At 66.3% G+C, this 13926-nt stretch carries 10 protein-coding genes; 2 read left to right on the plus strand and 8 right to left on the minus strand.

The annotated features are described in order from the left end of the window. Positions 1-11: 11 nt before the first annotated feature. On the plus strand, positions 12-1550 hold the full coding sequence (locus F8197_RS19235; protein ID WP_152883207.1) for a polysaccharide deacetylase family protein: 1539 nt from the start codon (positions 12-14) through the stop codon (positions 1548-1550). A gap of 62 nt (positions 1551-1612) precedes the next feature. Here the strand turns inward: F8197_RS19235 and F8197_RS19240 are convergent, their stop codons facing one another. Next, complete coding sequence (locus tag F8197_RS19240) at positions 1613-5203, minus strand: indolepyruvate ferredoxin oxidoreductase family protein (protein WP_152883208.1); 3591 nt, start codon at positions 5201-5203, stop codon at positions 1613-1615. Between the two features lie 106 nt (positions 5204-5309). Further along, positions 5310-6410, minus strand: coding sequence for a 4-hydroxyphenylpyruvate dioxygenase (gene hppD, locus F8197_RS19245; protein WP_056146731.1), 1101 nt, complete (start codon positions 6408-6410; stop codon positions 5310-5312). A gap of 139 nt (positions 6411-6549) precedes the next feature. Between hppD and F8197_RS19250 the strand changes: the two genes are divergently transcribed. Next, entirely contained in the window at positions 6550-7080 is a 531-nt protein-coding gene (locus F8197_RS19250) for an Lrp/AsnC family transcriptional regulator (RefSeq protein ID WP_019924749.1), read from the plus strand. Between the two features lie 6 nt (positions 7081-7086). On the opposite strand, the gene dsbD is transcribed toward F8197_RS19250, so the two are convergent. The 6 genes from dsbD to F8197_RS19280 all read right to left on the minus strand — a co-directional run bounded on the left by dsbD (position 7087) and on the right by F8197_RS19280 (position 13921). Beyond that, positions 7087-8970, minus strand: coding sequence for a protein-disulfide reductase DsbD (dsbD, locus tag F8197_RS19255; RefSeq protein WP_152883209.1), 1884 nt, complete (start codon positions 8968-8970; stop codon positions 7087-7089). Between the two features lies 1 nt (position 8971). After that, entirely contained in the window at positions 8972-9868 is an 897-nt protein-coding gene (locus F8197_RS19260; protein WP_152883210.1) for an FAD:protein FMN transferase, read from the minus strand. Continuing rightward, the gene (locus F8197_RS19265) at positions 9862-11028 is read right to left on the minus strand and encodes a DUF3570 domain-containing protein (protein ID WP_152883211.1); all 1167 of its coding nucleotides are present in this window, start codon (positions 11026-11028) and stop codon (positions 9862-9864) included. The genes F8197_RS19260 and F8197_RS19265 overlap by 7 nt, the downstream gene beginning before the upstream one ends. A 9-nt stretch (positions 11029-11037) precedes the next feature. After that, a complete protein-coding gene (locus tag F8197_RS19270; RefSeq protein ID WP_056146727.1) occupies positions 11038-11253 on the minus strand; it encodes a DUF4266 domain-containing protein in 216 nt (71 codons plus the stop codon). Continuing rightward, a complete protein-coding gene (locus F8197_RS19275) occupies positions 11250-11756 on the minus strand; it encodes a TlpA disulfide reductase family protein (RefSeq protein WP_152883212.1) in 507 nt (168 codons plus the stop codon). The genes F8197_RS19270 and F8197_RS19275 overlap by 4 nt, the downstream gene beginning before the upstream one ends. Positions 11757-11824: 68 nt before the next feature. Then, positions 11825-13921 (minus strand): choice-of-anchor D domain-containing protein, encoded by a 2097-nt coding sequence (locus F8197_RS19280; protein WP_152883213.1) that lies wholly within the window; start codon positions 13919-13921, stop codon positions 11825-11827. Between the last annotated feature and the right edge of the window lie 5 nt (positions 13922-13926).

A 13926-nucleotide genomic window follows, 5' to 3' on the forward strand; every position in this document is an offset into this window, starting at 1 on the left:
GGAGGCCTTTTATGAATGACGCTCTCGAGATGGTGGTGCCAGCGGCCTGCCGCCAGCCTGCCCACTGGGTGCTGCGGTGGATCTTCGACGAGGTGCTGGGCGTACCGGCGCGCTTCGTGGAGCACACCGAACAGCAGATCGGCGGAAAGCAGGCTGGCGGCAATGCGGGCGACCAGTTTGCATTGCGCTGGCGCGGCCGGGCGCTGACGCTGGAGAACGATTTCTTCCGCCGGCACCATGACCTGTGGCAGCAACCGGCGGCATTGCTGCTCGATCCGCCGCGCCAGTGGATCAATGTGCGCGCCATGCTGGACGTGCAGCTGGAAGATGCGGCGATCCCGGTGCTGTGGGGCGCGCCGGGCCTGGTCCAAACGCCCCACGGCGCACACCTGAAGCTCGACGTGATCGGCGCGATTTTCTTCCTGCTGTCGCGCTACGAGGAAGTGCTCAGCCCCGCGCGCGACCAGTACGACCGCTTTCCCGCTGCCGCTTCGCTGGCAGTGCAGCGCGGCTTCCTGCAACGACCGCTGGTGGACGAATACATCGAGATCCTGTGGGCGGCGCTGCGCAGCGTCTGGCCCGGCCTCACCCGCAGCAAGGCCGGTGGCGCCATGCGCGTAAGCTGCGATGTCGATGAACCGTACGAGCGCTGGGTCCGCAATCCGTGGCTGCTGGCGCAGGGTGTGGCCGGCGCGCTGCTGCGCAAACGGTCGGTCGCGGGCGCGACGGCGCGGCTGAAAAACGCGTGGCAAAGCCGCCGGGGCGACTATCGCCACGACCCGCACTGGACCTTCGACTGGTACATGACCCAGCTCGAAGCGTGCGGCAGCAGGGGCGCGTTCTACTTCATCGCCACGCCGGGGCGCACCCGCTACGACTGCGCCTACGCGCTGGAGGAACCGAGGATGCAGGCGCTGCTGGCGCAGATCGCCGCGCGCGGCCACGAAATCGGCCTGCACGGCAGTTTTCACACCTACCGCAACGGCGCGCAACTGGCCCGTGAACGCCAGCGCCTGATGGCCGCCTGCGCACGCGCCGGTGCAAGTGCCAGTGGCGGCGCAGGAGCCAGTGCTGGTGCTGGTGCTGGTGCTGGTGCTGGTGCTGGTGGCGGTGCAGCTGCGGCCGCAACTGCGGGGAACGGGCGCGCTACCGGGACCGGCGGCGACACCCAGGTACGCGGCAACCGCCAGCACTACCTGCGCTGGGATGCGGGCATCACGCCGGACCTGCTGGAGCAGGCCGGCTTCGACTACGATGCGACGGGAGGCTTTCCATACGATCCGGGCTTCCGCCATGGCACGGCACGCGAATTTCCGATGTGGAGCTGGAAAAAGCAAGGGCCGCTACGTTTGCGGCAGAGGCCCCTGATGCTGATGGAAAGCGCAGTGCTTGGCGACTCGGCCCGGGCGGACCCCGAGTCGGCGCTGGCCGCCATGGCGCGGCTCAAGCACACCGCGCTGCGCTACGGCGACTTCAACCTGCTATGGCATAACTCGCGCTTCACGGAACCGGGCGACCGCGAGCTGTTTCGCCAAATCCTCCGGGCCTAGCCAGGCCGGGAAAAACCGCCGCGCCAAACAAGCGCGCAGCAGGTTGATCCAGTCACCGCACCTCAGGCCACGTGCACCTTTCGCACCAGCTCAATCACCTTTTCAGCCGGCTGATCAAAAGCGGCAATCAAGCCCGCTTCCTTCTGCCTGGCCGCCTTCAGGTGGCGTTCCTTGACGTGGCCATAACCGCGGATATCTTCAGGAATGCTGGCAATCGCCACCGCCTGCGCCAGGTTCGCTGCGGTCAGCTTGGGCAGCAGCGTACGCACGGTCTCGCGGTACTGGCCGATCAGGGCGCGCTCGGTCTTGCGCTCTTCGGTGTAGCCGAAGATATCGAACGCCGTGCCGCGCAAGCCCTTGAACTTGGCCAGCACGCCAAACGCCTTCATCATCCAGGGGCCGAACTCCTTTTTCACCAGCTGACCCTGGGCATCGTGCCTGGCCATGATCGGCGGCGCCAGGTGGAACTTGAGCGTGATATCGCCCTCGAACATGGCGGCGATCTTTTTCTGGAACGCGCCGTCCGTGTACAGGCGCGCCACCTCGTACTCGTCCTTGTAGGCCATCAGCTTGTAGTAATAGCGCGCCACGGCTTCGGCCAGGCGCGTGCCCTTGCCCAGTTTCGCTTCGGCGGCGCGCACGTCGTCCACCAGTGCCAGGTACTGCTGCGCGTACGCCGCATTCTGGTACGCGGTGAGCAGTTCCACCCGTTTGGCGATCACGTCGTCAAGCGTCTGGATGCGCTTGAACTCGATCACCTTTGCTGGCGCGGTCAATCGCGTGACCGAACCGAGGTCGTGCGCGGCCGTGCGGCCCCAGGTAAACGCGGCCTGGTTGAACGCCACCGACACGCCATTGAGTTCGATCGCGCGCACGATCGACGATTCCGACAGCGGCACATGGCCCTTCTGGAACGCGTAGCCGAGCATGAACATATTGGTGGCGATCGAGTCGCCCATCAGCGCGGTAGCGATCTGGCCGGCATCGACGAAGTCGGCCATGTTTTCGCCGCAGGCGCGCACGATTTCGCTGCGCGAGCTGGCGTCCGGGAACTGCCAGTCCGGGTTCTTGACGAATGCCGCCGTCGATGAGCCGGTGGAGTTGATCATGGCGTGCGTGCGGTTTTCTCCCATGCGCGACAGGGCGTCGCGGCTGGCCGTGACGATCAGGTCGCAGCCGATCACCAAGTCGGCGCTGCCGGTGCCCACGCGGGTGGAGTGCAGGTCGGCTTGACTGTCGGCCAGGCGCACGTGCGACATCACCGGGCCGCCCTTCTGCGCCAGGCCGCTCATGTCGAGCACGATGGCGCCCTTGCCTTCCACGTGCGCGGCCACGGCCAGGATCTGGCCGACCGTCACCACGCCGGTGCCGCCGATGCCGGTGATCAGGATGCCGTACGGTTGCGCGGTGGACGGCAGTACCGGCGTTGGCAGCACCGCAGGCGGCGCAGCGTCCTTGCCGGCAGCAGCCTTTTTCGGCTTTTTCAGCGCGCCGCCTTCCACCGTCACAAAGCTCGGGCAGAAACCGGTGGTGCACGAAAAGTCCTTGTTGCACGACGACTGGTTGATTTGCCGCTTGCGTCCCAGTTCCGTCTCCAGTGGTTCGACCGACAGGCAGTTCGACTGCACCGAACAGTCGCCGCAGCCTTCGCACACGGCTTCATTGATCACGGCGCGCTTGGCCGGATCCGGGTACTCGTTGCGTTTCCGGCGGCGGCGCTTTTCCGACGCACAGGTCTGGTCGTAGATCATGGCCGACACGCCCGGCTGGTCGCGCAGTTCGCGCTGCACGTCCATCAGTTCCGAGCGGTGGCGCACGGTCACGCCTTCGGCCCACTTGTAATCGGACGGGTATTTATCGGGTTCGTCGGTGACGACGATGATCGGCGTGACGCCTTCGGCGGCGATCTGGCGCGAGATCATGCCGGGATCGAGCGGACCGTCGAACGACTGGCCGCCGGTCATGGCCACCGCGTCGTTGAACAGGATTTTATAGGTGATGTTGACCTTGGCCGCGACGGCGGCGCGGATCGCCAGGATGCCGGAATGGAAATACGTGCCGTCACCGAGGTTGGTAAAGACGTGCTTTTCGTTGGTGAACGGCGCCTGCCCTACCCAGGTCACGCCTTCAGCGCCCATGTGGGTAAACGTGGACGTCTCGCGGTCCATCCACAACACCATGTAATGGCAGCCGATGCCGGCCAGCGCGCGCGAGCCTTCCGGCACCTTGGTCGAACTGTTGTGCGGGCAGCCGGAGCAGAAGAACGGCGTGCGGTCGGTTTGCGGATTCGGTTTTGCCGGCAGCGTGGTCAGCGCCAGCTCTTTCGCCTCCAAAAAGGCGATACGCTGCTTGACGCGTTCGGCCACCGGGTGGCCGTCGCAGTAGTGGGCGATGCGGCTAGCAATCGCGCGGGCGATCTGCGCCGGATTGAGTTCGTAGGTGGCTGGCAGCAGCCAGTCGCCGTGGCCGGTCTTGCCCTTGTTGCTCCATTCGCCCGTGTCGTCGAACTTGCCCACCACGCGCGGACGTTCGCCGTCGGGCAGGTTGTACAGTTCTTCCTTCAACGCGTATTCGAGGATTTGCCGTTTTTCTTCAACCACCAGGATTTCGTCGAGGCCCTTGGCGAATTCGTGCACGCCGTCCGCTTCGAGCGGCCAGGTCATGCCGATTTTATACAGGCGGATGCCGATGTCGGCGGCGGCCTGCTCGTCGATGCCGAGGTCGGCCAGCGCCTGGCGCGTGTCGAGGTACGACTTGCCGGCGGTGATGATGCCGATCTTCGGCTTCGGGCTGTCCCAGATGATTTTATTGAGTTTGTTGGCGCGGCAGTACGCGAGCGCCGCGTACCACTTGTAGGTGTTCATCCGCACTTCCATATCGAGCACGGTGTCGGGCCAGCGGATGTTCAAGCCGCCGGCCGGCAGCTCGAAGTCCGTCGGCAGCTCGATCTTGACGCGGTCCGGGTCGAAATCGACCACCGCGCCCGACTCGATGATGTCGGTGACGCATTTCATCGACACCCACAGGCCGGTGTAGCGGCTCATGGCCCACGCGTGCAGGCCGTAGTCGATGTATTCCTGCACCGAGGCCGGGTACAGCACCGGGATGCCGCAGGCATTGAGGATGTGATCCGACTGGTGCGCCGTGGACGACGACTTGGCGGCATGGTCGTCGCCGGCCAGTACCAGCACGCCGCCGTGCTGCGCGGAACCGGCGTTGTTGGCGTGCTTGAAGACGTCGCCGCAGCGATCGACACCAGGGCCTTTGCCGTACCACATGCTGAACACGCCGTCGTACTTGGCGTCCTTGAACAGGTTGGTCTGCTGGGTGCCCCAGACGGCGGTGGCGGCCAGGTCTTCGTTCATGCCGGGATGGAACTTGACGTGGTGGGCGTCCAGGTATTTCTTGGCCTTCATGGCCGTCATATCGACGCTGGTGACGGGGGAGCCGCGATAGCCGGTGATATAGCCGGCGGTATTGAGGCCGGCCTGCAAGTCGCGTTCGCGCTGCATCATCGGCAGGCGGATCAGGGCCTGGGTGCCGGTCATGAAGGCGCGGCCGCGTTCGAGCGTCCACTTGTCGTCGAGCGAGAATTCAGGTACATCCGTCGGGATGGCCGGATCCAGTAGCAAACCCTTTTGAGGTGCGTTCATTGTGTTTGTCTCCACTATTCTTGCAGTGCGCGCCTCGTGAGCGCGCACGGAATGTGTTTCAGTGCCGGCGCGCCAATCTGTGAGGCGCTGCCGGCGAAAATAACGATTATGCGGTCAACACCCCGCGCTTGATTTGATCGAGTTCGATCGATTCGAACAGGGCGCGGAAATTACCCTCGCCGAAGCCCTGGTCGCCCTTGCGCTGGATGATCTCGAAGAAGATCGGGCCGATCACGTTTTGCGTGAAAATCTGCAGCAGCAGTTCGCGCTCAGTTTCGTTACTCTGGCCATCGATCAGGATGCGCAGGCGGCGCAGGTCCTCGAGCCGCTCGCCGTGGTTCGGCAGGCGGCGGTTGACCAATTCGTAATACGTTTCGATGGTGTCCTGGAAGGCGATGCCGGCAGTCTTCATGCCCTCGATCGACGTGTAAATGTCGTCGGTGCCGAGCGCGATGTGCTGGATGCCTTCGCCGTGGTACTGGTCCAGGTATTCGGCGATCTGCGACTTGTCGTCCGACGATTCGTTGATCGGGATGCGCACCTTGCCGCATGGCGAGGTCATGGCCTTCGATTTCAGGCCGGTGTGCTTGCCCTCGATATCGAAGTAGCGCACTTCGCGGAAGTTGAACATCTTCTCGTAGAAGTCGGCCCATTCCTTCATGCGGCCGCGATGGACGTTGTTGGTCAGGTGGTCGATGTACGTGAGGCCATGGCCGACCGGGTTGGCCTCGGCGCCGGGTATGGCGACGAAATCGACGTCATAGATGCTGATGTCGCCGATGGCGCCCTGCTCACCGCCGTTCTTGCCGCGCCAGCGATCGACCAGGTAGATCAGCGAATCGCCCACGCCCTTGATGGCGGGGATATTGAGTTCCATCGGACCGTTCTTGTTGTCGAATCCCCAGGCGCCCTGCTCGAGCGCGCGCCGGTACGCAAACGCGGCGTCCTTGACGCGGATCGCGATCGCGCACACGGACGGGCCGTGGTGGCGCGCGAAGCGCTGGGCGAACGAATCCTGTTCGGCGTTGATGAGGAAATTTATGTCGCCCTGGCGGTACAAGGTGACGTTTTTATGGCGATGGCGGGCGATGGCGGTAAAGCCCATGCTCTCGAACAGGGCGCCAAGCGCTTGCGGGTCCGGGGCCGCGTATTCGACGAACTCGAAGCCGTCGGTGCCCATCGGGTTGTCCCATGGCTGGAATTGCATTGCTGTCTCCTCCTGGTTTTGTTTTGCAAATTTATCGCCCAGTATAGACCCGCCAACCCGGCATTTAATTGCAAACAATTCCCCGACATGGCGAATGTGCGCAATAATATTGCCTTAACGCTGATTTATTGAGGTATTTATGACCAAAGTTGCATTGGACAAAACCGATCGCAAAATTCTGTCCATTTTGCAAGCCGACGGCCGGCTATCCAACCAGGATGTTGCCGAGATGGTGGCGCTGTCGCCATCGCCGTGCCTGCGCCGCATCAAGCGGCTTGAAGAGGCTGGCGTGATCCGCCAGTACGTGGCGCTGCTCGACCCCGACAAGATCGGCCTGGGCCTGCTGGCCTATGTGAACGTGCGGCTCGAAAAGCACAGCGACGCCGGCGCCCACAGCAACGCGCGGGCGCTGGGCGCCCCCAACGCGCCGCCCTCGCCGCGCGCCGACTTTGCCGACTCGGTGGGACAGTGGCCAGAAGTGGTGGCCTGCTATGCGATGACGGGGGAGATGGACTACCTGCTGCGCGTCCACGTGGAAGACATGGAGCACTTCTCGCGCTTCATGATGGCCACCCTGCTGCGCCACCCGGCGGTGCTCGACGTGAAATCGAGCTTCGCCCTGCAGCGCATCAAGGATACGACCGCGCTGCCGCTGACCAGCCAGCCGTAACCGCCGTTATGGGAAGTGACGGTTCAGATGATTTAAAAACGGCTCGGCTTTCATGAAGCCGATCACGCGGCTGCCAGGCACTTCCTGGCCATCCTTGAACAGGATCATGCCGGGGGGGCCGAACAGGCCGAAGCGTTTCATCAGCGCCTTGTCGTCGGCGTTATTGGCCGTCACGTCCACTTGCAGCACGCGGATCTTGGCCATCTTGTCTTTCACCGCCTGCTGCGAGAACGTGAAGCGCTCCATCTCCTTGCACGACACGCACCAGTCGGCGTAGAAGTCCAGCATCACCGGGGTCTTGGTGGTGGCCAGGACCTGGTCCAGCTCCGCCACGGTTTTGATGCGCGGGAAGTGCGCGTCGGCCGCCGCCGGCGCGGCGCCTGCGTCACCACCGCGTGCCGCCAGGTGGCCGAGCGGCTGCAGCACATCGCGGCCACCGCTGGCGGCGCCCGTCAGTTCCAGCACACCGACCAGCAGCAGCGCCATGCCCAGCGCCTTGCCCACGTACGTGCCCAGTCCCGCGCCCTTGGCGGCCGATTCGAACACGTTGAGGAACGCAGCGCACAGCAGCGCGAACACGCCCCACAGCACCATGCCGGTCGTGGCCGAAAACACCGGCGTGATCATCCAGATCGCGGTGGCGATCAACAGCAGGCCAAACAGCTTTTTCACGCCATTCATCCAGCCGCCGGCGCGCGGCAGCAGGCTGCCGGCCGAGATCCCGGTCAGCAGCAGCGGCACGCTCATGCCCACGGCCATCGAGAACAGCGCCCAGCCGCCGGTCCACACGTTGCGGGTCTGGCTGATGTACAGCAGCGCACCGGCCAGCGGACCGGCCACGCACGGCCCCACGATCAGGGCCGACAGCGCGCCCATGACAAACACGCCGGCGAACTTGCCGCCGCCCATATTGCCGCTGGCGGAACTGAGCCGGCTTTGCAGGCTGCTGGGCAGCTGCAACTGGTACACGTCGAACATCGACAGCGACAGCACGAACAGCAGTGCGCCAAAGGTCAGCAGCACGGCCGGCTTTTGCAGCGCTGCCGCCAGGCCTTCGCCGGCCAGCCCCGCCGCCACGCCTAGCGACGTATACACCAGCGCCATGCCCAGGCTGTACGCCAGCGCCAGCGCAAAGCCGCGACCGCGCGACGGATTGCCTTCACCGACGATGATCGACGACAGGATCGGCACCATCGGCAGCACGCAGGGCGTAAACGACAGCAGCAGGCCGAAGACCAGGAAGGCGAGGCCGATGCGCCAGGCGCTGCCGCTCTCCAGCGTGCGCTGGGCGATCGAGCTGTCGTCTTCATGCACGGCCGGCGCCGCTGCCGGTGCACCCGCCGCCGCTGGCGGCACGGCTGGTGCAGCACTTGCGGATACCGCCAAAGCAGCTTCGCCATCGGCCGTCAGCGCCGTCAGCACGCCGGTTTTGGCCGGGTCGATGGCATAGCTGGCACTGGCCGGCGCGTAGCACAGGCCCGCGTCGGCGCAGCCCTGGTAATTCACCGTGAGCTTCATCGGCTTGCCAGACGCCAGCGGCAGATCGACCACCAGCTGATCCTGGTACGTCTCCATCTCCTTGTTGAAGTTGGTGTCGAACTTGCGGATGCCGTCCGGCAGGCGCGGCGTGGCCAGCGCCACACCGTCGGCCTCAAAGCTCAGGCGCTCGCGGTACAGGTGGTAGTCGGGGGCGATCTTCCACGCCAGGCGCACGGTGCGGGCGTCGGTCTGGGTGGCGGTGAGCTTGAACGCCTGCTCGGGTTCGAGGAAGTCGGCGGCGCGCGCCGGGTTGGTCATGCCAACGATCAGTGCCAGCAGCATGGCCAGGGCGGCCACCATCATGGCAGCCGGCATTTGCATGCGGCGCCACAGCCATTGTTGTGTTTTCATGTCAGAGATTCCTGTAAAGCGTCTGTCCGTGCTCGTCGATGGCCAGGTAGCCCATGTCGGAGGTCTTGAGAAAAGTGTGTCCTTCGTGTTGCTTGAGCATGGCGATGGTGGAGCAGCTGCCCGCCGCCACCGCCATCGGCGCCATCACGCTGACCGAGCGCCAGTACCGCACCGGCATGCCGGTGCGCGGATCGAGGATGTGGCAGTAACGCACGCCATCGAGCTCGAAAAACCGCTCGTAGTCGCCGCTGGTAGTCAAGGCACCGGAGTTGATCGGGATGCTGGCGATCGTGGCGCCGGGGTCGCGCGGGTCCTGGATGCCGATGCTCCACGGCCGCCCGTCCAGGCGCGGGCCGATAAAGCGCATGTCGCCGCCCAGGTTCACGTATCCGTGCCGCACGCCGGCCTCGATCAGCACCGCCGCTGCGCGGTCGGCCGCGTATTCCTTGCCGAAGCCGCCGAAGTCGATCTCCATGCCCGGTTGCAGCAGGTACACCTGCTGCCGTTCGCAATGGACATGGCGCCAGCCCACCAGCGCCAGCAACGGCCCCAGGGTATCGGCATCGGGCACGCGCGGCTTGCCGAAGTCCCAGGCCCGGCGCAGCACGCCCGACGTGATGTCGAACAGGCCGCCGCTGGCCGCGAACAGCGCGGCCGCGTAATCGATCAGCGCCATGGTCTCGCTGTCGCACGCCACCGGCGCGCGGCCGGCAGCGGCGTTGATGCGCGAGACGATGCTGTCGGGCCGGTAGCGCGAGTACTTGGTCTCGATGCGCCGCACCTCGGCGATCGCGCGCGCCGCCAGGTCTGCAGCCGCCGCCGCGTTCGGCGCCGACAGGCGCAGCTCGCAGCGGCTGCCCATGGCGTCGAACTGCTGGCGGTGGATGGCCGCTACCATGTGCGGTTGACCGCCAGCTGGATGGTGCGCGCGCGCAGCGGTTCGAGGCCCGGGCTGCCCGAGCCGAACGCGCGCCAGCTGCCGCGCTGCTGGTAGGCCGAGACCTTGGCATCGACCGACCAGTCCTTGTCGATCTGCTTGCTCACCTTGAGGCCCAGCGTCACCGCGCCGAAGCCCGAGAGCCGGTAGTCGGCCGACGCGAAGTTGCTCGGACTGTACCCCGGCGGGAACGGCTGGCCCAGCGCCTGGTCGTACACGGGATCGAAATAAAAGTCGGCCGCGCGCTGGGTGTACAGCCGTACTTCCGGCGTGACGGTCCAGCCATCGGCCAGCGGCTGCACGAACTCCTGGCCCAGCGTGTGACCGCGCACGCCGAAGCTGTCGCGGTAGTAGCGGTACGACGTGCGGCTGGTGCCGCCGGTCGCTTCCACGTAATGGTTCCAGCGCAGCAGCAGCGTGCTCTCGTCGCGGCTGCGCGGGCGGTTATCGGGAAACTTGTACGGATCGTTGAAGTATCCCTTGCCGATATCGTGGGCCAGCGTAACCTGCACCACGTCGGCCTTGCCCAGCACCTGCGTGACGCCGAGCAGCAGGTTGGTGCTGTGTTTGCGCTCGTCCCGGACGATCTGGTTGGTGGGGTTGATTTCATCGTTGGCGCGGCCGATGCCAGCCGACCAGGTGGTGTTGCGGTCTTCGCTCTCGAAGGTACCCGACAACGACAGCGCGCGCGACAGGTAATCGTCCTCGGACGAATACGCCGCCCCCACGGTCAGGCTGCCGCGGTCGAAGTAGCGCTTGACGGCAACGTCGCCGGCCGTGCGATGGTCGCTCATGCGCGAGGCGCCAGATACCGCGCTGTGGTAGCGCGGGGTAGCGCCCGAGACGTCGTCATTCACGGCCGACGCGCTGATGCTCCACACGCCGGCCACCGGCGCCATGACAGACACCGACGGCGCTTTCACGTGGATGCGGTCAAGGCCTGACTGGCTGTCCTTGTAATCGAGGTAGCCGATGCTGATCACGCCATTGGTGGGCGGCGCCTCGGCCTGCGCCTGCACGCCGGGCAGCAGCAGCGCGGCGGCCAGGATGGCGGAGGCCGCGAAGGGAGACGTAGCGGACGGGGCCGCCCCGGAAGGGGTTTCGGTCTTGATAGGTTCCATGTGCTCTTCCTAGTTGCAGCCGCAGCCGCCGCCACCAACGCCGGCGCCGCCCGAAGACGATTCGCGGCTGGTGTAGATATGGTCGTCATAGCGGTTGAACACCCCGCTGTCGTTGAAGGTCATTTCGGGCTTGGCCAGGTTGCCCTTTTCCCACGGCTGCACCTGGCCGAAGCCTGCGCAACCGGTCAGCCCTGCGGCCAGCATGAGCGCGAACACGAGCTTCATTTGGCCGCTCCCAGGGCGGCGACGATCTGCGCCTCCAGCGCGGCGCGGTCGCTGTCGCGGAAGCCCGAGTGCTCGGCGATCACCTTGCCGTCGGCGCCCACCAGCACGCTGCTGGGCATGCCCTTGATGCCGTACTGGCGCGGGGTGGCGCCCTTGGGATCGAAAGCGATGGTGAACCTGGCCGGCGTGGTGGCGAGGAATTTGCGCGCCTCGTCGCTGGTGGCGTCCACGTTCACGCCCACGATCTGCAAACCGCGTGCGCCGTACTTGGCCTGCATCTCGTTCATCCACGGGAACGACTGGCGGCACGGACCGCACCACGATGCCCAGAAGTCCACGTACACCACCTTGCCCTGCAGGCTGGCCAGCTTGACCTCGCCGTCGGCGCCCGGCAGCGTGAACTGCGGTGCGGGCGCCCCCTTGTCTAGCGCCAGCACCAGCGCGGGCGCTGCGGCCAGCGTGACAGCCAGGGTGGCCGCCGATACCATCGATAACATCTTCATTGCTTAGCTCCTCGGTTGGTGTTGGGCGGGCCGCCACGTGGACGGCCCGGTATGTCATGCCGGCGCGATCACGTGCTGCGCTTGCGGCGCCAGAAGATCACGCCGCCGGCCAGCAGGACCAGGAAGGCCAGCATCGGGTCGTTGACGTCTTGCGAGGCCGAGCAACCGCCGCCGCCCGTGTTCTGCGGCGTGGCGTTGGCTGCCGGTGCGGCAGTGGCCTGGCCGGTCAAGGCGATGGTCGAGCTGCCGCCGGCCACGTTCGCATTGAGCACGATGGAACCGCTATTGCTGCCCGGGTTGACCGGGGTATAGCGCACCACCAGGTCGCACGTGGTGCCGGGATTGAGCGTGAGCGGGAACGCGGCGCAGCCGGTGCTGTCGGTGACCTGGGCGAACGGACCACTGAAGGTGGCGCCGGACAGCGTGAGCGCAGCCGAACCGCTGTTGGTCAGGGTGAAGCGGCGCGTTGGCGTGGCGCCGATGGTGACAGCGCCGAAGTCGAAGCTTTGCGGATTGACGCCAAGCGCCGGCGCACCGGCTGCCACAGCCACGCCATTGCCGCCCAGCGCCAGCGAGAACTGCGAACCGCCGTCGGTGACGACCATCAGCGTGGCGCTGCGGGCGCCGGCTGCCGTCGGACGCAGCGCCGTGGTCAGGGTGCAGCTGGCGCCGGCACCCACCTGGGCGTTGGCCACGCAGGTGCCGCCGAGGACGAAGTCGCCGGGATTGGCGCCGCCCAGCGTGAGCGTGGCGATGCGCAGCGCAGCGGTACCGGCGTTATTGAAGGTGGTCGTGTGCACGGCGGCCGTGGCGCCCACCTGGGTGTCGGCAAACGCGATCGGACCGGCTTCGGACAAGACCGGCACGCCAACCGCCTGGGCGCTGCCGGTGCCGGTGACCGCCACTTGCAGCGGCGCAGCGTTCGACGTGACGGCCAGGGTGGCGGCAATGGCGCCAGCGGTGGTCGGTGCGAAGCGCAGCGGCACCGAGCAGCGCGCGCCCACGGCCAGCGTGCTGCTGCAATCGCTGCCCGCGATGGTGACGCTGGCGGCGCCGGTGACGCCGATGCTGGCGATGTTCAGGACCACGTTGCCGGTATTGGCCAGTACCACGGTCTGCGCAACGGCAGGCGTGTTGACGGTCTGCGCGCCAAAGGCGATGGCCGATGGCGTGGCGGTCACCGCCGGGGCGGCGGCGCTGGCGGTGCCGCTCAAGCCCACGCCGGCGCTGCCATTGGCAGCGTTCGACGCCAGCGTCAGCGTGCCGGCAAAGGCGCCGGCGGCGGTTGGCGTGGCGGTAACGGTCACGGTGCAGCTGGCGCCGGCGGCCACCGCAGTGGCGGTGGCGCAGGTGCCGCCAACCGTGAAGATACCGGCGTTGGCGCCGCCCACGACGATGCTGCTGAACGTGAGCGCGGCCTGGCCGCTGTTGGTGACGGTGACGGTAGATGGCGCGGACGCGGCGCCAGTCAGCTGGGCGCCAAAGTTGATGGTGGCAGCCGACAGGCCGATGGTGGCTTGCGGCGTGCTGTTGCCGGTGCCGGAGAGGGCCACGCTGCTGCTGCCGCCGGTGGCGTTATGGGTGATGGTGAACGTGGCAGCGCGGCTGCCGGCGGCAGTCGGACGGAAACTGGTTTGCACGGTGCAGCTGGCGCCGGCGGCAATGGCCGCGCCGTTGGCGCAGGTGCCGCCGCCGATGCTGTAATCGCCGGCAGCGGCGCCGCCCAGCGCGATGGTGCCGATGTTGAGCGCGGCGCTGCCGGTGTTGCTGAGCGTAGTGGACAGCGGGCCGCTGGTCTGGCCGATGGCGGTGCCGGTAAACGTCAGGCTGGCCGGCGCCAGCGAGGCTGCCGGCGCGGCGGTCACATTCGGGTTGCCGATGAACGCGGCCAGGTCTTCCAGCTCGGTGGACGAGAACCGGCCCGTGAACAGGCTGCCCATGCCGCCGCGATTATTGGCAATCGCATTGGCGATCACGGACGGCTGGTTGGCCGCGCGCGTGATGCCGTTGACATTGGCCGCCGGCGAGGCGCCGTGGCACGACGCGCAACTGGCGCCGCCGGTCACCGGGCCGTTGAGATACAAATTTCTGCCGTTGAGCGCATCGGCGGCGCCTGCATGCGGCGCAGCTGCTGCCGCCCCGATGATCAATACCGCCCCGGCCATACGTC

This window comes from Duganella sp. FT27W, from assembly GCF_009295655.1.
Taxonomy (GTDB): Bacteria; Pseudomonadota; Gammaproteobacteria; order Burkholderiales; family Burkholderiaceae_D; genus Rugamonas; species Rugamonas zoogloeoides.